General features: G+C 70.6%; 19 protein-coding genes and 2 pseudogenes. 10 read left to right on the forward strand and 11 right to left on the reverse strand.

What is annotated here, in order from left to right:
* Positions 1 to 19: 19 nt before the first annotated feature.
* Entirely contained in the window at positions 20 to 94 is a 75-nt protein-coding gene (locus QRX60_RS51610; protein WP_098515123.1) for a 50S ribosomal protein bL37, read from the reverse strand.
* 99 nt (positions 95 to 193) lie between these two features.
* On the opposite strand from QRX60_RS51610, the gene QRX60_RS19585 reads away from it, so the two are divergent.
* Together QRX60_RS19585 and QRX60_RS19590 are read left to right on the forward strand one after the other, a co-directional pair.
* The gene (locus QRX60_RS19585) at positions 194 to 406 is read left to right on the forward strand and encodes a biotin/lipoyl-binding carrier protein (RefSeq protein WP_286002204.1); all 213 of its coding nucleotides are present in this window, start codon (positions 194 to 196) and stop codon (positions 404 to 406) included.
* 2 nt (positions 407 to 408) lie between these two features.
* Complete coding sequence (locus QRX60_RS19590) at positions 409 to 1,929, forward strand: sensor histidine kinase (RefSeq protein ID WP_286002205.1); 1,521 nt, start codon at positions 409 to 411, stop codon at positions 1,927 to 1,929.
* Positions 1,930 to 2,243: 314 nt separating this feature from the next.
* Here QRX60_RS19590 and QRX60_RS19595 read toward each other — a convergent pair whose 3' ends face one another.
* Entirely contained in the window at positions 2,244 to 2,498 is a 255-nt protein-coding gene (locus QRX60_RS19595) for a WhiB family transcriptional regulator (RefSeq protein ID WP_072481920.1), read from the reverse strand.
* 273 nt (positions 2,499 to 2,771) lie between these two features.
* Complete coding sequence (locus tag QRX60_RS19600) at positions 2,772 to 3,698, reverse strand: diacylglycerol/lipid kinase family protein (protein WP_286002206.1); 927 nt, start codon at positions 3,696 to 3,698, stop codon at positions 2,772 to 2,774.
* 334 nt (positions 3,699 to 4,032) lie between these two features.
* Here QRX60_RS19600 and QRX60_RS19605 point away from each other — a divergent pair, with 334 nt between their 5' ends.
* Positions 4,033 to 4,503 (forward strand): hypothetical protein, encoded by a 471-nt coding sequence (locus tag QRX60_RS19605; RefSeq protein ID WP_286002207.1) that lies wholly within the window; start codon positions 4,033 to 4,035, stop codon positions 4,501 to 4,503.
* A gap of 121 nt (positions 4,504 to 4,624) precedes the next feature.
* Here QRX60_RS19605 and QRX60_RS19610 read toward each other — a convergent pair whose 3' ends face one another.
* Together QRX60_RS19610 and QRX60_RS19615 are read right to left on the reverse strand one after the other, a co-directional pair.
* Positions 4,625 to 5,107 carry a GNAT family N-acetyltransferase gene (locus tag QRX60_RS19610; RefSeq protein ID WP_286002208.1) on the reverse strand — a complete coding sequence of 161 codons (483 nt, stop codon included), beginning with the start codon at positions 5,105 to 5,107 and terminating at the stop codon, positions 4,625 to 4,627.
* A gap of 1 nt (position 5,108) precedes the next feature.
* Positions 5,109 to 5,699 carry an acid phosphatase gene (locus QRX60_RS19615; RefSeq protein ID WP_286002209.1) on the reverse strand — a complete coding sequence of 197 codons (591 nt, stop codon included), beginning with the start codon at positions 5,697 to 5,699 and terminating at the stop codon, positions 5,109 to 5,111.
* Between the two features lie 83 nt (positions 5,700 to 5,782).
* On the opposite strand from QRX60_RS19615, the pseudogene QRX60_RS19620 reads away from it, so the two are divergent.
* Positions 5,783 to 6,255: pseudogene (locus QRX60_RS19620) on the forward strand (hotdog fold domain-containing protein).
* Here the strand turns inward: QRX60_RS19620 and QRX60_RS19625 are convergent.
* Positions 6,252 to 6,920 carry a hypothetical protein gene (locus tag QRX60_RS19625; protein WP_286002210.1) on the reverse strand — a complete coding sequence of 223 codons (669 nt, stop codon included), beginning with the start codon at positions 6,918 to 6,920 and terminating at the stop codon, positions 6,252 to 6,254. The pseudogene QRX60_RS19620 and the gene QRX60_RS19625 overlap by 4 nt on opposite strands.
* A gap of 137 nt (positions 6,921 to 7,057) precedes the next feature.
* Here QRX60_RS19625 and QRX60_RS19630 point away from each other — a divergent pair, with 137 nt between their 5' ends.
* Positions 7,058 to 8,668, forward strand: coding sequence for a GMC oxidoreductase (locus tag QRX60_RS19630; RefSeq protein WP_286002211.1), 1,611 nt, complete (start codon positions 7,058 to 7,060; stop codon positions 8,666 to 8,668).
* Here QRX60_RS19630 and QRX60_RS19635 read toward each other — a convergent pair.
* From QRX60_RS19635 to QRX60_RS19645, 3 genes and pseudogenes are all read right to left on the reverse strand, one after another.
* Complete coding sequence (locus QRX60_RS19635) at positions 8,658 to 9,092, reverse strand: MarR family winged helix-turn-helix transcriptional regulator (protein WP_286002212.1); 435 nt, start codon at positions 9,090 to 9,092, stop codon at positions 8,658 to 8,660. The two genes, QRX60_RS19630 and QRX60_RS19635, sit on opposite strands and share 11 nt — an antisense overlap.
* A complete protein-coding gene (locus QRX60_RS19640) occupies positions 9,089 to 9,562 on the reverse strand; it encodes an SRPBCC family protein (RefSeq protein ID WP_286002213.1) in 474 nt (157 codons plus the stop codon). The genes QRX60_RS19635 and QRX60_RS19640 overlap by 4 nt, the downstream gene beginning before the upstream one ends.
* 60 nt (positions 9,563 to 9,622) lie before the next feature.
* Positions 9,623 to 10,227, reverse strand: a pseudogene (locus tag QRX60_RS19645) (dTDP-4-dehydrorhamnose 3,5-epimerase family protein).
* Positions 10,228 to 10,586: 359 nt separating this feature from the next.
* On the opposite strand from QRX60_RS19645, the gene QRX60_RS19650 reads away from it, so the two are divergent.
* Positions 10,587 to 11,768 carry an NAD(P)-dependent malic enzyme gene (locus tag QRX60_RS19650; RefSeq protein WP_286002214.1) on the forward strand — a complete coding sequence of 394 codons (1,182 nt, stop codon included), beginning with the start codon at positions 10,587 to 10,589 and terminating at the stop codon, positions 11,766 to 11,768.
* Positions 11,769 to 11,860: 92 nt separating this feature from the next.
* Here the strand turns inward: QRX60_RS19650 and QRX60_RS19655 are convergent, their stop codons facing one another.
* Positions 11,861 to 13,279: a bis-aminopropyl spermidine synthase family protein gene (locus tag QRX60_RS19655; protein ID WP_286002215.1), complete on the reverse strand. Its 1,419-nt coding sequence runs from the start codon at positions 13,277 to 13,279 to the stop codon at positions 11,861 to 11,863.
* 93 nt (positions 13,280 to 13,372) lie between these two features.
* On the opposite strand from QRX60_RS19655, the gene QRX60_RS19660 reads away from it, so the two are divergent.
* From QRX60_RS19660 to QRX60_RS19675, 4 genes are read left to right on the forward strand one after another with little or no spacing between them, the layout of a single operon-like run.
* Positions 13,373 to 14,458 (forward strand): ABC transporter ATP-binding protein, encoded by a 1,086-nt coding sequence (locus QRX60_RS19660; protein ID WP_286002216.1) that lies wholly within the window; start codon positions 13,373 to 13,375, stop codon positions 14,456 to 14,458.
* Positions 14,455 to 15,138, forward strand: a complete 684-nt coding sequence (locus QRX60_RS19665; protein WP_286002217.1) for an ABC transporter permease — start codon at positions 14,455 to 14,457, stop codon at positions 15,136 to 15,138. Before QRX60_RS19660 ends, QRX60_RS19665 begins: the two co-directional genes overlap by 4 nt.
* Positions 15,135 to 15,827 (forward strand): ABC transporter permease, encoded by a 693-nt coding sequence (locus QRX60_RS19670; protein ID WP_286002218.1) that lies wholly within the window; start codon positions 15,135 to 15,137, stop codon positions 15,825 to 15,827. Before QRX60_RS19665 ends, QRX60_RS19670 begins: the two co-directional genes overlap by 4 nt.
* Positions 15,824 to 16,711 (forward strand): ABC transporter substrate-binding protein, encoded by an 888-nt coding sequence (locus QRX60_RS19675; RefSeq protein WP_286002219.1) that lies wholly within the window; start codon positions 15,824 to 15,826, stop codon positions 16,709 to 16,711. The genes QRX60_RS19670 and QRX60_RS19675 overlap by 4 nt, the downstream gene beginning before the upstream one ends.
* On the opposite strand, the gene QRX60_RS19680 is transcribed toward QRX60_RS19675, so the two are convergent.
* Positions 16,708 to 17,310 carry a LysE family translocator gene (locus QRX60_RS19680; protein WP_286002220.1) on the reverse strand — a complete coding sequence of 201 codons (603 nt, stop codon included), beginning with the start codon at positions 17,308 to 17,310 and terminating at the stop codon, positions 16,708 to 16,710. The genes QRX60_RS19675 and QRX60_RS19680 overlap by 4 nt on opposite strands.
* Positions 17,311 to 17,314: the final 4 nt, after the last annotated feature.

The following is a 17,314-nucleotide window of genomic DNA, read 5'->3' on the forward strand; positions in this document are numbered from 1 at the left end:
TCATGCCGGACGCCGGGAATCAGGCGTTGGGCTTCTTGCCGTGGTTCGCGCCGTTCTTCTTCCGGTCGCGACGCTTGCGGGCGCGCTTCGACATGTTCACTCCTCGTCGGCAAAGCTGGTCAACCTCTCAAGTGTGTCATGACGTCCCGTTCTGGTTGGATGGGGTGGTCGGGCGAGCACGAGGAGGGTGTCGATGGCCGAGATCAGGGCCGAAATGGTCGGCACCGTGCTCGAGGTCGTCGCGGAGCCGGGCGCCGCGCTGAACGCCGGCGACACCGTGCTGATCCTGGAGTCGATGAAGATGGAGCTGCCCGCCGTGAGCGAGAAGGCGGGCACGCTGACCAGCCTCGTCGTGGCCAAGGGGGACCGGGTCCAGCAGGGCGACGTCCTCGGGACGGTCGAGTAACCGTGTCCACGCTCGCCGAACTGCTCGCCGACAACACCGGCCTCCCCGGGGAGGCCGCGGATCACCTGCAGACCGTCGTAGCGGAGTGGCAGCTGCTGGCCGACCTGTCGTTCGCCGACTTCCTGCTCTGGGTCCCGGTGACCGAGGAACTGCAGCCGGACGGCGGCGACTTCGTCTGCGTCGCGCACGCGCGGCCGACGACGGCGCCCACCGCGCACCCCGAAGACGTCGTCGGCACGCGGTTCACGGTCGAGGAGCACCCGCAGCTGGCGAAGGCCATGCGCGAGGCGCGGATCTGCCGCGAGGAGGACCCGCACTGGTACCGCGACCTGCCGATGCGGCGCGAGGCGATCCCGGTGCGGTTCCACGACGACGTCATCGCCGTGATGAGCCGCGAGACCAACCTGGCCGCACCGCGCGTGCCTTCGCCGTTGGAGATCGCCTACCTGGGCAGCGCCGGCGACCTGTGCCAGATGATCGTCGACGGCACGTTCCCGCCGAGCGGGACCAACGCGACCGACACGCACACCTCGCCGCGGGTGGGGGACGGGCTGATCCGGCTCGACTCCAGCGGCACCGTCGTGTTCGCCAGCCCGAACGGCCTGTCCGCCTACCACCGGATGGGGCACGAGTCCGACCTGGTCGGCACCCGGCTGGCGCCGCTGACGCGGTCGCTGATCCGCGACCCGTTCGACGCGACCGAGGTGTCGCACCGGATCATCGAGGCGCTCGACGGGAAGCCGTCGAGCCGCACGGAGGCCGACTCGCGGCGCGGCGCGGTGGTGCTGTTCCGCGCGCTGCCGCTGCGGCCGGCCGGGCAGGCGGCGGGCGCGCTGGTGCTGGTCCGCGACGTCACCGAGGTCAAGCGCCGCGACCGCGCGTTGCTGTCGAAGGACGCGACGATCCGCGAGATCCACCACCGGGTGAAGAACAACCTGCAGACGGTGGCGGCGCTGCTGCGCCTGCAGTCCCGCCGGACGTCGTCGGAGGAGGCGCGGCTTGCGCTGGCGGAGTCGGTCCGCCGGGTGACGTCGATCGCGCTGGTGCACGAGGCGCTGTCGATCTCGGTGGACGAGCGCGTCGACCTCGACAAGCTGCTCGACAACGTGCTGCCGATGGTCGGCGAGGTGGCCACGCCGGAGTCGCAGGTCGGCCTGACGCGGAAGGGCTCGTTCGGGGTGGTGGTCGCGGAGATCGCGACGCCGCTGGTGATGGTGCTGGCCGAGTTGGTCCAGAACGCCATCGAGCACGCCTTCCCGGCGGGCCGGTCGGGCAAGGTCGAGCTGATCGTGGAGCGCTCGGCCCGCTGGCTGGACGTCGTCATCCGCGACAACGGGCGTGGCCTGCCGGCGGGGTTCTCGCTGGAGCGCTCGGACGGCCTGGGCCTGCAGATCGTGCGGACGCTGGTGGAGTCCGAGCTGCGGGGCTCGCTGTCGCTGCGGAAGGTGCGCGTGGAGGCGTCGTCGACCCGGGTGACGGGAACCGAAGCCGCGCTGCGCATCCCTCTTTCGAGGCGCTTGTAGACAGTCGCGTTTGGACTTGATCACCGCCGGGAATCTCCGTCTCGGCGGACGTGATCGGGTGCGGATCGCGGCGGGAACCCCCACACGTTGAAGGCCCGGCACGTGGTGCTCGTGTGCCGGGCCGTTCAACGTTCGCGGGAGGACTTGAAGTCCTGGTGAGGTTTCAGCGCACCCGTTGCCGGGTGGTTTCGCCTCGGTTGTTAAACTTGAGCCGGGTAGGTATCACCCCAGACGGTCTGGACACAACAGTGCCAGCCCGGGCGAATTACCTGTTCGGTTCGGGTGTAGCTTGATGCTGTGTAGCTGAATGAAAGTCAGGCGTTGGTACGCGTGCCGATGTGCGTACGGCGGCGCTTGAGCGCGCGTCGCTCGTCCTCGCTCATGCCGCCCCACACGCCGGCGTCCTGCCCGCTGGCCAAAGCCCAGGCCAAGCAGTCGGAAGCGACGGTGCAGCGGTGGCACACGGCCTTCGCCTGAGCTACCTGCGACAGAGCAGGACCGCTGGTTCCCACCGGGAAGAACAGCTCGGGGTCCTCGTCTCGGCAGGCCGCGTCGTGGCGCCAGTCCATGTTCGTGAGCTCCTTCATATGGCGCGGGAGGGCCGCGCCACAGTCGTCATGGCGGTCGTGTTTTTGGGTGCTTGTGAATGCTTTCACGAAGCACCGCTTTCGACAAGGGTTTCTTGAAGATCGGTGAGTCAGGTCACCCGGCTGAGCGACCCCTCTGACCTGCGGTTTCTCTCCGAAACAACCCTCCGAAGGGAAGGCTGATGCGCTGAGTGGAGCTTCTGCGTCGACGAACGGCAGATTGCACTTTGCCGCAGGCGATCAGCGGTCCCGTCGTCACACGATTACCCTGAGTGCGTTCGGGACGCTGAAGAATTCCACCCTGGTCCGCTGGCCGACGAGGTCGCCGTCCACCTGGAAGTTTACCGGTTCAGCTGCGTCTATGCGGATCATCGGCAGGTCGTCGTGACGCACGAGACGTTTGCCCTTCTGGTTGCTCTTCGTAGCCAAAGCACGCCGTACATGCTTGAACACGGTGGGCAACCCCAGACCGTTCAACGCGAACAGGCCCAGTCCCGTCTCGAACGAGCAACCCGGGTTGAGGTGGATCGGACGCTCGCCCAGGTAGCTCCACGGATCGGTGTTCGACACGAAAGCGGTCAGCGCTTCGGTGGGTTCTTCACCCGGGACGCGGATGGTCAGGGCCGGCCGGCCCAGCGGCGGCCGGAAGTAGGAGCGGACGGCGGCCCTCAGGTAGAGGCCCGCGGTCGTCTGCTTGCCGCGGCGCTTCGCGACCCGGCCGACGACGTCGGCGTCCCAGCCGAGCCCGGAGTTGAAGGTGAACCAGTGCCCGTCGGCCAGGCCGAGCCCGACCCGGCGCGAGCGGTCGTTCTCCAGCGCGTTGAGCAGCTGGTGGGTGGCCTCGACGGGATCCGCGGAGATGCCGAGGGCGCGCGCGAACACGTTGGCCGAGCCACCGGGCACGACGCCCAGCGCGGGCACCGGCCCGATCTCGGCCGGGTCACCGTCGGCGTCCGCCAGCAGGCCGTTGACGACCTCGTTGACCGTGCCGTCGCCGCCGTGCGCCACCACCAGGTCGATCCCGTCCCGCGCGGCCGAGCGCGCCACGGCCATCGCGTGCCCGCGGTAGTCCGTTTCGACCACGTCGAGCTTCACCTGGCTGGCGAGCGCGTGCGCCAGGACGTCCCGGCCACCGGCGGTGGTCGAGGTGGCCTGGGGGTTCACGACGAGGATTGCGCGCACTACCGCAGGGTAGGTGACACCCACCGCCCCGAGAACCTCTCGACGGCGCAAGGTGACCGGAAGCACCGGCCTTGGCAACCCTCCGAACAGCACCTGTGACCCTGTGCCGGGCGGCCCTCCTTCGCGTGCGAGTGTCCGCTCGTCGTGACAAGTGCACCCGGGCCGACCGCCCGCTCATCGACGACACCTGAATTCTCAGCGCCCGGGCGGTCCCGCGAAAACGGCCGACCGGGTGGCATACGATCGAATCAGCTCACGCACGGTGACCCGCCCTGGTCGAGTCCACTGTGCTCACGCAAAGCACCTCGCCAAGTCCCTTCGGAAGGCAGCCGCTGTGAAGCTCTCGCCCGCTCCCCGTGAGGTCCGGCTGGCCGGCGTCGTCACCGCGGTGCCGTCGCTCGCCCTGCTGGTGTTCGGGGTGGTCGTGCTGGTGAACGGCCTGGGCGAGCCGGCGCGGCCCGGCAACAACGTCTACGTCGAGTCCGGCACGTTCATCGTCGTGGCGCTGGCGTTCCTGGCCGCGTCGGCCGGGCTGGTCCTGGGGCAGACGTGGGCGCGCTCGCCCGGCGTGGTGATCGCGCTGATCGTGGTCGGTCTCGGCTGGTACCTGCTCGGCCCGTCGGGCGAGCCGGCGTGGGGCGTGCCGGTCGCGCTGTTCGGCATCGCCGCGCTGGTGCTGCTGTTCCGCCGGCCGTCGCGGGCCTGGGCGCTGGGCCTGCGCGAAGGCGAGACCGAGACGGAAGCGGCCGAACGCGGCGGGCTGGCCGGCCGCCGCGCCGAGCGCGAAGGTCACGACGAGGACTGAGCCCGGATCTCACGTGATCAGGCCCGTGACCCGCGTGCTCGAAGCCGTAACTCGCGTGATTGAGGCCGGAACTCGCGAGATCCGGCTCTGATCACGCGAGTCACGGCTCCGATCACGTGAGTTACGCCTGGGCGGCCAGGTCTCGCAGGGGGTCGTCGGTGAGGCGGTTGACCGTCCACTCGTCCATCGGGACCGCGCCGAGGGCCTTGTAGAACTCCGTCGCCGGGTTCCAGTCCAGCACCGACCACTCGAGCCGGCCGTAGCCGTTCGCGACGCACTCCGCCGCGAGCGCCGCCAGCAGGGCCTTGCCCAGGCCGGACCCGCGGTGCGCCGGGCGGACGAACAGGTCCTCCAGGTAGATCCCGTGCACGCCGCGCCACGTCGAGAAGTTCAGGAACCACACCGCGAAGCCGACGACCTCGCCGTCCACTTCGGCCACGTGCCCGAACAGCTTCGGCGCGTCGCCGAACAGCGCCTCGCGCAACTGCGGCGCCGTCAGGTGGCACTCGTCCGGTGCGCGTTCGTACTCGGCCAGGTCGTAGGCGAGCCGGACGGCCGCCTCGACGTCGTCGGGCCGGATCCGGCGGATGCGGTCGTCGGGCACGTCAGTCCTCCAGGGCGGGCGGCAGGTTGAGGTGTTCGATCTGGGGTTCGCCGCGCTCGTCGCCGAGCACCGCGATGCCGGCCGCGTCGAGTCCGAAGTGGACGCCGGACGTCGCCGGCAGGCCGAGCCAGCGGGCCACCAGCACACGGCTGAAGTGCCCGTGCCCGACCAGGATCACGTCGCCGGCCTCGATGTCGGCGCGGGCGCGAGCCAGCACGCGGTCCGCGCGGCCGGAGACGTCCGAGACGCTTTCGCCGCCGGGGATCGGGTGGGTCCAGACCGTCCAGCCCGGCACGGTTTCGCGGATCTTCGGCGTGCTGATGCCTTCGTACTCGCCGTAGTCCCACTCGGAGAGGTCCTCGGTGACCTCGTCGACGCGCAGGCCGGCCAGCGCGGCCGTCCGCAGCGCCCGTTCGCGCGGGCTCGACAGCACGAGCGACGGCCCGCCGACGAGGCTCCGGAGCGTGCCGCCCGCGGCCAGTGCCTGGCCTTCCCCGGCCGGCGTCAGCGGGATGTCGGTGCGGCCGGTGTGCCGCCCGTTCACCGACCATTCGGTCTGGCCGTGCCGGAGGAGGAAGAGACGGTTAGCCACACGGGCGAATATATCCGGGGGTTTGCGCGGCGGCTGGGCGTCTGCTTTGCTACTGACCGGTAGCTTAGTGCAAGGAGACCTCCATGTCCGACACGCCGACGTTCGCGCTGTGGCACAAGCTGGCCGCCAAGCCGGGCGGTAAACAGCTGTTCAGTGCCGCGATGTGCCTGCGTGTGCCGTACTTCCGCACGGTGCTGCCCTCGGTGCGCGAGCTGCGGCCGGGGCACTGCGAGGTCACCGCGCCGAAGTGGTGGGGTGTTTACAACCACATCGGCACGTTCCACGCGATCGCCGCCTGCAACCTCGCCGAGATCGCGATGGGCATGCTCGCCGAGGCGACGGTTCCCCCGACGCACCGCTGGCTGCCGAAGGGCATGAACGTCCAGTACGTCGCGAAGGCCGAGACGGGCCTGCGCGCGGTCGCGTCGCTGCCGGGCTGCCGGAGTTCGGCGACGAGGGTTTCGAGCTCGAGGTCCCGGTGACCATTTCGGACAAGAACGGCAAGCCGGTGGTCACCGGGACGATCACCACCTGGGTGACGCCGAAGAAGCGTTAGAGCGGCTTGTACTGCACGTACGTGGTCTGCTGGAACGTGTTCTCTTCAGCCGGCGACGGCAGGCCCAGCCGGAGGTCGACGAGCTTGCCGAGGGGTCCGCAGCCGGTGGTCGCGGGCAGGGCGAGATCCGGGTCGACGACACCGAAGTAGGCGATCCTGGGGTCGTCCGAGATGATCCGCGGCGGCACCGCCGGGTCGTCGTGGACGACGGTGTGCAGCGCGGCGGCGGGTGTGCCGATGCTGCAGTCCCCGCGCAGCAACGGGTGCCGGACGACGGCGTAGACGTCGACCTCGCCGCGCCGTTCGTCGTTGTTCAGGAAGTCCGAATAGCCGCCGTAGTGCAGCTGGATCGTCGCGCCGGGGAGGCCCGGCAGGGGTACCGGCGCGTGCCGCATGGCACCGAACACCTGCGCGTACTGGCCGTTCACCCGGCCCTCGCCGAACGTCATGCGCAGCTCGCCGAGCGGAATCTCCCGGTCATGGATGGTCAGTTTTCCTTGCGAGACAAAGGCTTCGCAGCGCCACGTGCCCGGGTCGGCGTTCGCGGGCGGTGCCGGGCAGTCCGTGAAGTCGAACGTCGGCAGCTCGTCGGCGGACGCCGTCCCGGGCACGACCCCCAGTGCGGCGACGGCGGCCGCGGCCGCCCCCAGTGCGAGAAGTTTCATGTCGGTGAGCTTGCTCGCGGTGCGGGCCGGGGACATCCGGGATCGCCCCCAGGGGAAGACCCGAAATTTCCCTCGACTGGGTGAAACGCGTTCCATTTAGTTAACGCTGTTTACCGAATTCGGGCATGCTCGGGCCCATGTCTGCCTTCTCCCGCCGCCGGTTCCTCGGTCTCGCCGCCCTGAACTCGGCCGCCGCCCTCGGGCTGACCACGGTCTCGACGCGGCCCGCGGCCGCGTCGCCGCTCCCGGAGTACTCGCCGGCGGTGGTCGTCGGCACCGGGTACGGCGCCGCCGTCACGGCGTTGCGCCTGGGCGAGGCCGGGATCCCCACGCTGATGCTCGAGATGGGCAAGCTGTGGACCGAACCCGGCGCGGACGGCGAGGTCTTCTGCTCGATGCTCAAGCCGGACGAGCGGGCGATGTGGTTCAAGGACCGCACCGAGGCGCCGCTCGCGTCGTTCCTCTGGCTCGACCTGGCCAACCGCGACATCGGGCGCCACGCCGGCGTGCTCGACCGGGTGAGCTTCGGCGACATGGCGGTGTACCTCGGCCGCGGCGTCGGTGGCGGGTCCCTGGTCAACGGCGCGATGGCGGTGACGCCGGAGCGGTCGTACTTCGAGGAGATCCTGCCGCGGGTCGACGCCGGCGAGATGTACGGCAAGTACTTCCCGCGGGCCAACGCGGCTTTGGGCGTCAACGTCGTCGACCCCGCGTGGTTCGAGACGTGCCGGTCCTACCAGTACGCCCGCGTCTCCCGGAAGGCCGCGCGCAAGGCCGGGTTCGGCACGGTGTTCGTGCCCAGCGTGTACGACATGGACTACCTGCGGCGCGAGGAGGCGGGCGAGGTCCCGCGCTCGGCGGACGCGTCCGAGGTCATCTACGGCAACAACCACGGGAAACGCTCGCTCGACAAGTCCTACCTGGCTGCCGCGCTCGGCACCGGCAAGGTGACGATCGGGACGCTGCGGGAGGTCCGCGAGATCCTCCGGCAGCCCGACGGGACGTACACGCTGGTCGTCCGCGAGATCGACGAGCACGGCACCGTCCTGGGCACCCACCACGTGAGCACGAAGTACCTGTTCCTCGGCGCGGGCAGCGTCGGCTCGACCGAGCTGCTGGTGCGCGCCCGCGACACCGGGCGCCTCCCCGCGCTCGGCGAGGCCGTCGGGCAGGGCTGGGGCACCAACGGCAACGTCATGTGCGGCCGCGCCAACCACGTCTGGGACACCACCGGCAGCCTGCAGTCCGGCATGCCCGCGCTGGGCATCGACAACCGGTCCGACCCGGTGCACCCGGCCTTCGCCGAGATCGCGCCGGTGCCCGCCGGCCTCGAGACGTGGGTCAGCCTCTACCTGGCGATCACCAAGAACCCCGAGCGCGGGCACTTCACCTACGACGCCGCGAGCGACTCGGCCCGGCTGCACTGGGCGGCGTCGCAGGGGCAGCCGTCGATCGACGCCGCGAAGGCGCTGTTCGACAAGGTCAACCGGGCGAACCGGACGATCTACCGCTACGACCTGTTCGGCGACACCCGCGTGTTCGAGAACCGCTTCACCTACCACCCGCTCGGCGGCCTGGTGCTCGGCGAGGCGACCGACGACCACGGCCGCGTCAAGGGCTACCGCAACCTGTACGTAACGGACGGCTCGCTCATCCCGGGCAGCACGGGCGTCAACCCGTTCGTGACGATCACGGCGCTGGCCGAGCGCAACATCGAGCGCGTCCTCGCCGAAGACGTCAGGGGCTGAGCTTCGCCAGCGAATCGACGAAGCCGTCGTCGGCGGCGGCGAAGAACTCGGCGTCGGCGCCTTCGACGTCCTTCAGGGCCTTCGCGACCAGCTCCAGGCCGGCGGAGGTGACTTCCAGGCGCTTCGCGCGCGCATCGGCCGGGTCGTCGGCGCGGGCCAGCAGGCCGCGGTCGGCCAGCTTGCGGACGACCTGGCTGGTCATCATCGTGTCCGTGCCGGCCTGCTCGGCCAGCTGCCGCTGGGTCGGTGGCTCGCCCGAGCGGGTGAGCCACCACGTCGTCGTCAGCAGCACGAACTGGACGTGTGTGAGGTCGTGCGGGGCCAGCGCGGCCCGCATCGCCCGCTGCCAGGCCAGTGTCACGCGCCACAGCAGGAAGCCGGGGCTGCGCTCGGGGCCGGGCAGGCGGGACTCCGGGGCGGTCATACCCGCGATCCTGCCCTTCTGGGGTTCCGGGTGGCGGAGCCCCCGGCCTGGGGCGAAGCCCCGGATGTCGCAGCCTCAGCGAGCTTCGCCAGTGCGCGCATCGCTTCCGGGGTGTCCGACGTGACCTGCTCACCGAAGCCCTCGGGCCCGTCGACGGTGACGCGGTAGGTGATCCGCGTGCCGCCGTCGACGTCGGTCAAGACGTGCTCGAACCGCAGGTGGGCGTCGGGCAGCCGGGTCTCGTCGGTGAAGCTCCGGCCCTCGGTGACCTCGGTCAGCGTGAACGGGATCGGCGGCATCCCGTCCATCGTCATGGTTCCGCTGGTCCCGACGGCGAAGGGGCCTTCGAGGACCACCGAGCGGACACCCGCGTCCCACTCGGGCCAGCGGCCGGTGTCGGCCCAGAGCGGCCAGATCGCGGCGGCGGGAGCGGTCGAGGTCTCGCTGTGCTCGTACTCGTAAAGTGTCATGCGAGCAGACTATATGCGCGCTTACTAACTGTGCAAGGGGTCACGGGGACCCGGTGGTGCTCAGTGCGCCGAGCGCAGCTTGTCGTAGTAGGCGACGCAGTCCTGGTAGGACGGCAGCAGTCCCTGCTCCTGGGCTTCGGCCAGCGTGGGGGCGGTGCGGTCCTTCTCGGACAGGATCGGCTCGAGGTCCGCGGGCCAGGGCAGGCCCAGCGCCGGGTCGAGCGGGGTGATGCCGTGCTCGCCCGTGGGGTTGTACGGCTCGGAGCACAGGTAGGCCATCACCGTGTCGTCCTCGAGGGCGATGAAGCCGTGCCCGAGGCCTTCGGCGAGGTAGGCGGCGTTGAACCGGGCCGAGTCGAGGCGGACGGCGTCCCAGGTGCCGAAGCTCGGCGAACCGACGCGGATGTCCACGACGACGTCGAGCAGCGAGCCGCGCGCGCAGTAGATGTACTTCGCCTGGCCGGGGGGCGTGTCGGCGAAGTGGATGCCGCGGATCGCGCCACGCCGGGACACGCTGTGGTTCGCCTGGGCGAGCCGGAGGGGGTGCCCGACCGCTTCGCGCAGGACGTCCTCCTGGAAGGGGGCGACGAACAGGCCCCGCTCGTCGGGGAACGCCCGGGGGAGAACTCGAAGGCGTCCGGGACGCTCAGCCGGCGGAATTCCATGGCGTCACCATATCGGGCGGTTAAAAAACCGAACGGACGTCTTGGCAATTGCCGGAAATCAGGGGTTGTGTGACGTCAACCGCACCGAGGGGTCACCCTCGGCGGAAGACCTGTCACAATGGCCGGACCGCCGCGTCCGCGGCCATCGCCAGACCCACGGCACCGATGGCCGACGTGACGCCTCGCCGACAGGCCGGCGCTACCGCGCTGGGCTGCCGTGCCGGAGGAACAAACCACGGTGTCCCCGTTGCCGTGGTCCCCCGCTCGCATGCCCAGGAGAAATTCCAGTGACCCAAGTCCGATCCGCGAGTTCCGTCATTCCCACTGGGGGAATGACGGAAACGACGACAGGAATCCCCATGAGCGACCCCACCGGCGCCGGAGCGCCGGTCACCGACGAAGAGATCTTCACCGGGCACGAGGGCGGCAAGCTCTCGGTGGCGGCCACCCGCCCGATCGCGAGCCCGCGTGACCTTTCGATCGCGTACACCCCGGGGGTGGCGAAGGTGAGCCGCGCGATCGCCGAGGACGCGGCCAAGGCCAAGCGGTACACGTGGGCGGACCGGCTCGTCGTCGTGGTGAGCGACGGGACGGCGGTGCTGGGCCTCGGCGACATCGGCGCGAGCGCGTCGCTGCCGGTCATGGAGGGCAAGTCGGTCCTGTTCAAGACCTTCGGCGGGCTCGACTCGATCCCGCTGGTGCTGGACACCACCGACGTCGACGAGATCGTCGAGACGCTGGTGCGGCTGCGGCCGTCCTTCGGGGCCGTCAACCTGGAGGACATCTCCGCGCCGCGGTGCTTCGAGCTGGAGGACAAGCTCAAGCAGGCGCTGGACTGCCCGGTCATGCACGACGACCAGCACGGCACGGCGATCGTCACGCTGGCCGCGCTGCGGGGCGCCAACCTGGTCCTCGACCGGGCGATCGCCGACCAGCGCGTGGTCGTCTCCGGCGCCGGCGCGGCGGGGGTCGCGTGCGCGCGGATCCTGCAGGAGGCCGGCATCGGCGACGTCACCGTCCTCGACTCGCGCGGCATCATCCACCCGGACCGGGCCGGCCTGAACCCGATCAAGGCGCACCTGGCTTCGACGACGAACAAGGCCGGCCTGAAGGGCGGGCTCGCGGAGGCGCTGGAAGGCGCGGACGTGTTCCTCGGCCTGTCCGGCGCGACGATCGACGAGACGCTGCTCGACCGGATGGCGGGCGGCGGCATCGTGTTCGCACTGTCCAACCCGGACCCGGAGGTGCACCCGGCCGTGGCTTCGCGCTACGCGTCGATCGTGGCCACCGGGCGCAGCGACTTCCCGAACCAGATCAACAACGTGCTGGCGTTCCCGGGCGTCTTCCGCGGTGCGCTGGACTCCGGCGCGCGGGCGATCACCGAGGGCATGAAGCTGGCGGCCGCCGAGGCGATCGTGTCGGTGGCGATGGACGACCTGGGTCCGGACCGCATCGTCCCGAGCCCGCTCGACCCGCGCGTCGCCCCCGAGGTCGCGGCCGCGGTGGCGAAGGCGGCGGAAGCCGACGGCGTCACGGACTGACCCGAGCGCCCCAATGTGGCGTTCGGTGCGTCCCACGCACCCAATGTGGCGTTCGGTGCGTCTGACGCAACCAACGCCACATTGGGGCGCTGTCAGCCCAGCAGGTCGGTGAGGCGGTGGCGGGGGACGTCGACCAGGCGCAGGTCCACCAGGTCTTCGGGGACGTCCAGGGAGACGTTCGCCAGCCGGGCGTGCGCGCGGGTCAGGACCTCGTCCTGCTGGTCCACCGCGTCCGCGACCACCACCGCGTGCCGGTTGTCCGGCGTGCTCCGCAGGTACCGCAGGGTGTACTTGCCGCGCACCAGCGCCGTCAGGGCCGTCTGGGACCGCTCGTCCGCCAGGTCCGGGTGCGCGTTCGGCACCAGCAGCGCCAGACGCCGGGCGTTCGTGCCCAGCAGGGTGCGCAGCAGCCACGGGCCGGGGTCGGCCGAGAGGTCCATCGCGACCGCGTCGCCCTCGGGCCCGGAGATCGACCAGTCCACCGGCCGCGACTCCGGCGAAAGCCCGCCCGCGACGGCGATCTCCTTCAGCTTCTCCAGCAGTGCCGGCTTCGTCCCGGTCGCCTCCACCGACTGCGGCCCGTGCGTGTAGATCGCGGACTTCCCCTTGCCACCACGGATTTTCTTGGCCTTCGCCGTCGGCTGGCAGACGTACAGGTCCGCCGAGCTGCCGATCGCCTGCGCCCCGAAGTAGCGGTTGAAGTCGGGCAGGATCGCCTCGAACGTCAGCCCGAGCGTCGCCAGCGACCGCTGCACCTGCGCGCCCAGCGCCGGGTGCCGCGGGCTGTAGCCGTACGCGAACAGCAGCCGTCCCTCGGACGGCTCCCGCAGCGCCTGCACCCCGCGCGCCGCGAACAGGCCCATGCCTTCGGGCGTGTACGGCGGGTCGCTGAACACCAGGTCGAACCTACCGCTGACGGCCGGCGGCAGGCCGATGCGCAGGTCCGCGTGGACGGTGGCGATCTCGCGCCCGCCGCGCTCGTCGAGGTACGCCAGCACGCGCTCGTCGAGGTCGACGACCGTCAGCGACGCCGACGGGCAGACCGTGTGCACCGCCAGCGACGTCAGGTCGTGGTCACCGAGGAACAGCAGCCGCGCCGACGCGAGGTCGTAGCGCGCGTCCAGCCACAGCGCGCGGCGCAGCACCGTCTCCGGCGTCGCCTGCACGTGGTCGAGCGCGGCCAGCGGTGGCGGCACCTCCGCGACCCACTCGGCGACCTTCGGCAGCAGCTCGTGCGTCGCGACGGCTTCGTCGAGCGGGTCGGCGTAGCGCGGCGCGCTGTACTGCAGGTACGACGCCGCGACACCGGGGGAGATCCGCAGCCGGTCGCCGCTGCGGTCGAGGTCGTCGCCCAAGGCGGCCAGGACGTCCTCGACGCTGCGCCGTGGCGCCGTGCTCAGCCGCACCAGCTCGCCGAGGTCGTGGTCACCGGTCCGCAGCAGGTCGATGACGCGGTACAGCGGGCGGACGCCGACGCCGTGCGCGGCGAGGACGTCGTCGAGTGCGTTCACGGGCCACGAGCCTAGCCGCCACCTGCCGGAACACCGTGCCAACCGTCGCCAACTCGGCTACGGTCGAACGGACCTGACACGGGGAGTGGGCAAGTGACGATCGAGTTCCGCGACGTGACCAAGCAGTATCCCGATGGGACGGTCGCCGTCGACAAGCTGAACCTGACGGTCGAGGACGGCACGATCACCGTGTTCGTCGGCCCGTCCGGCTGCGGCAAGACGACTTCGCTGCGGATGATCAACCGGATGGTCGAGCCCACCGGCGGCCAGGTGCTGCTGGACGGCAAGGACGTCGCCGAGGGTGACCCGGCGCTGCTGCGCCGCGGCATCGGCTACGTCATCCAGCACGCCGGCCTCTTTCCACACAGGACGGTCCTGGACAACATCGCCACCGTGCCCCTGCTGTCCGGCTGGGACAAGGCGAAGGCGCGCAAGCGGGCCGCCGAGCTGCTCGAGACCATCGGGCTGCCGGTCGAGCTCGGCAAGCGCTACCCCGCCCAGCTTTCCGGCGGCCAGCAGCAGCGCGTCGGCGTCGCCCGCGCGCTCGCCGCGGACTCGCCGGTGCTGCTGATGGACGAGCCGTTCTCCGCGGTCGACCCGATCGTGCGCGAGGACCTGCAGAACGAGCTGCTGCGGCTGCAGTCGCAGCTGGGCAAGACGATCGTGTTCGTCACCCACGACATCGACGAAGCCGTCCGGCTCGGCGACAAGGTCGCGGTGATGCGCGTCGGCGGCGTCCTCGCCCAGTACGGCACGCCCGCCGACGTGCTGCGCCACCCGGTGGACGACTTCGTCGCGTCGTTCGTCGGCCGCGACCGCGGCTACCGCGGTCTCTCGTTCCTCTCCGCGGACGGCGTCGAGATCAAGGAGATCGAGCTGGTCGAGATCGGCGCTCCGGTGCCGGCCGGCGACAGCTGGCGGCTGGCGGTCAACGCCGAGAAGCAGCCGCGGGGCTGGCTGGCGCCGAACTCCACAGTGGACGGACCGCTGGGTGCGGACGACCTCGTCGCGGGCGGCTCGCTGTGGGTCCACGGCACCCCGATCCGCGGCGCGCTCGACGCCGCGCTGTCCTCGCCCGCCAGCCTCGGCGTGGTCGTCGACGACGACCACCGCGTGCTCGGCGGGGTGGTCGCGAGACAGGTCCTGGACGTGATCGAGGCGACGCCCCAGGCGTCATGAGCTTTTTCGACGAGCTCGGGCGGTACCTGAGCAGCGGGAACACCCGCGTCGAAATCCTCGGCGACCTGGGCGACCACGTCTACCTGGCGCTGCTCCCGCTGGTCCTGGGCATCGTCCTGGCGATCGCCGCGGGCTGGTTCGGCCACCGCCGGCGGTCCGCCCGGCAGGTGCTGATGGTGCTGGCCAACCTGCTCTACACGATCCCGTCGCTGGCGCTGTTCGTCGTCATCCCCGGCCTGATCGGGTCGAAGATCCTCGACAGCGTCAACGTCGTCGTCGCTTTGACGATCTACACCACCGCGCTGCTGGTCCGCCCGGTGCTCGACGCGCTCGACGCGGTGGCGCCGCCGGTGATCGCCGCCGCGACCGCCGTCGGGTACAAGCCGGTGCGCCGGTTCTTCGCCGTCGAACTGCCGCTGTCCGTCCCGGTTCTCGCCGCCGGCGTGCGGGTGGCGTCGGTCAGCAACATCAGCCTGGTCAGCGTCGGCGCGCTGATCGGCACCGGCGGCCTCGGCGTGCTCTTCACCGACGGCTTCCAGCGCGAGTACTTCTCGCCGATCGTCGTCGGCATCGTGCTGACGCTGCTGCTCGCGCTGGTCGTCGACCTGGTCCTGGTGGGCATCCGGAACCTCCTGACCCCGTGGGAGCGGGCCGGGAGGGCGGGGGTGGCCGTCGCGTGATCACCGACCTCGTCCACTGGTTCGGCGACCCGGCGCACTGGTCGGGCCCCGGCGGCATCCCGCAGCGGCTGCTGGAACACCTCGGCTACACCGCTTCGTCGCTGGTGATCGCGCTGGTCATCGCCGTCCCGTTAGGACTGTTCGTCGGCCACACCGGACGCGGCGGCGTCGCGCTGGTGAGCGCCGGCAACGTGATCCGCGCGCTGCCGACGCTGGGGCTCGTGACGTTCCTGTTCCTGCTCTTCACCGAGAGCGTCACCTCGACGATCATCGGGCTCGTCGTGCTGGCCGTGCCGCCGATCCTGGCCGGCACGTACGCCGGGTTGCAGGCGACCGACCACGGTGTCGTCGACGCCGCCCAGGGCATCGGGATGACCGGCTGGCAGCGGCTCTGGAAGGTCGAGGTGCCGATCTCGCTGCCGCTCGTGCTGGGTGGCATCCGCAACGCCGTGCTCCAGCTCGTCGCTACCGCCGCGGTGGCCGCGTACGTCGGACTCGGTGGCCTGGGCCGGTTCCTGCTCGACGGACTGGCCATTTTGGACTATTCCGAAGTGATCGCGGGCGCGCTGCTGACGACGTTGCTCGCGATCGTCCTCGACGTGCTTTTCGCGCTGCTGAACCGGGCCCTGGTGCCCCGGGGCGTCCGGCTCGCGACCGCGGCGGCGACCGGCAAGAAGGTGACGGCATGAAGCGGCTCGGTCTTCTCGCCGCCGCCTTGGTCCTGGTGGCCGGCTGCGGCAACCCGCTGGCGGGCGGCGGCGAGGGCGGCGCGTCCGGCGACATCATCATCGGCGCGTCCGACGTCGGGGAAAGCCTTTTGCTGGCCCAGATCTACGCCGGGGCGCTGAAGAACGCGGGCGCGACGAACGTGACCGTGCGGCCGCCGGTCGGCAGCCGCGAGGTCGTCGTCAAGGCGCTGCAGGACAAGTCGCTGTCGGTGGTGCCGGACTACAGCGGGAACCTGTTGCGGTACTTCGACAAGGAGACGGCCGCGACGACGTCTCAGGACGTCTACGCGCAGCTCAAGCAGAAGGTCCCGGCCGGGTTCGAGGTCCTGGACCAGGCGCCGGCCGAGGACAAGGACCTCCTGGTCGTCGGGGCGCAGCTGGCGGCCACGGGCGTGAAGACGTTCTCCGAACTGGGGAAGCGCTGCGGCGAGCTGGTGTTCGGCGGGCCGGGCCAGTGGAGCAGCCGCTGGAAGGACAAGATCAAGACGCTGTACGGCTGCGAGTTCAAGGAGATCCGCACGACCGACACGGGCGGCCCGGTGACGGTGGCGGCGCTGAAGTCCGGTGACGTCCAGGTGGCGGACCTGTTCAGCACGTCGTCGACGATCGCGGCGAACGGGTTCGTGCCGCTGGCCGACGACAAGAACATGTTCCCGGCGCAGAACATCGTGCCGCTGGTGGCACGCGGGACCCTGTCGCCTTCCGAGGTGGCCGCGCTGAACCGCGTCTCGGCGGCCTTGACGACCGAGCAGCTGACGCGGCTGAACGTCGAGTTCACCGAGGAGAAGCGCAATCCCTTGGACATCGCCGAGGACTTCCTGGCGCGCCACAACCTGAAGTCCTAGTCGAGGGCCAGCTTCACGCCGAGGCCGATGAAGATGCCGCCGGTGGCGACCTCGATCCGGCGCTGGTTCTTCTTCCGCCGCACCCACCCGCCGATCCGGCCGGCGAGCACGCCGACGGCGCCGTCCACGAGGAACTCGAAGACGATCATGACGGCACCGAGGACCGCGAACTGCAGGGCCACGTGCCCGCGTGCCGGGTCGATGAACTGCGGGAGGAAGGCGATGGTGAAGGTGACCATCTTCGGGTTGAGCAGATTGGTCAGCAGGCCGCTCAGGTAGGCGCGGTCGGTTTTGCGTTCGACGAGCGGCTTGCGGTTCCGGATGGCCTGGACGCCGAGGTAGACGAGGTAGGCGGCGCCGGTCACGCGGACGACGGTGAAGGCGACGGGAACGGCGGCGAAGAGAGCGGCGAGCCCCGCCGCGGCGACGGCGACGTGGATGGCTTCGCTGGTGGCGACCCCGGCGGTGGCGAGCAGGCCGGCTTTCGGGCCCCCGCGCATGCCGCAGCCGAGGATGAAGAGCATGTCCGGACCGGGGGTCACCATCGCGACGAAGGTCGTGAGGAGGAAGGCCAGGAGGAGGTGCGGGTCGACCGGCATGGGC

The organism is Amycolatopsis mongoliensis (genome assembly GCF_030285665.1).
GTDB lineage: Bacteria > Actinomycetota > Actinomycetes > Mycobacteriales > Pseudonocardiaceae > Amycolatopsis > Amycolatopsis mongoliensis.

Coding starts and splice junctions, on each gene's coding strand:
- QRX60_RS19585 (WP_286002204.1), top strand. CDS start 194: ATGGCCGAGATCAGGGCCGAAATGGTCGGCACCGTGCTCGAGGTCGTC.
- QRX60_RS19595 (WP_072481920.1), bottom strand. CDS start 2,498: ATGGACTGGCGCCACGACGCGGCCTGCCGAGACGAGGACCCCGAGCTG.
- QRX60_RS19625 (WP_286002210.1), bottom strand. CDS start 6,920: ATGAAACTTCTCGCACTGGGGGCGGCCGCGGCCGCCGTCGCCGCACTG.
- QRX60_RS19630 (WP_286002211.1), top strand. CDS start 7,058: ATGTCTGCCTTCTCCCGCCGCCGGTTCCTCGGTCTCGCCGCCCTGAAC.
- QRX60_RS19635 (WP_286002212.1), bottom strand. CDS start 9,092: ATGACCGCCCCGGAGTCCCGCCTGCCCGGCCCCGAGCGCAGCCCCGGC.
- QRX60_RS19640 (WP_286002213.1), bottom strand. CDS start 9,562: ATGACACTTTACGAGTACGAGCACAGCGAGACCTCGACCGCTCCCGCC.
- QRX60_RS19650 (WP_286002214.1), top strand. CDS start 10,587: ATGAGCGACCCCACCGGCGCCGGAGCGCCGGTCACCGACGAAGAGATC.
- QRX60_RS19665 (WP_286002217.1), top strand. CDS start 14,455: ATGAGCTTTTTCGACGAGCTCGGGCGGTACCTGAGCAGCGGGAACACC.
- QRX60_RS19675 (WP_286002219.1), top strand. CDS start 15,824: ATGAAGCGGCTCGGTCTTCTCGCCGCCGCCTTGGTCCTGGTGGCCGGC.
- QRX60_RS19680 (WP_286002220.1), bottom strand. CDS start 17,310: ATGCCGGTCGACCCGCACCTCCTCCTGGCCTTCCTCCTCACGACCTTC.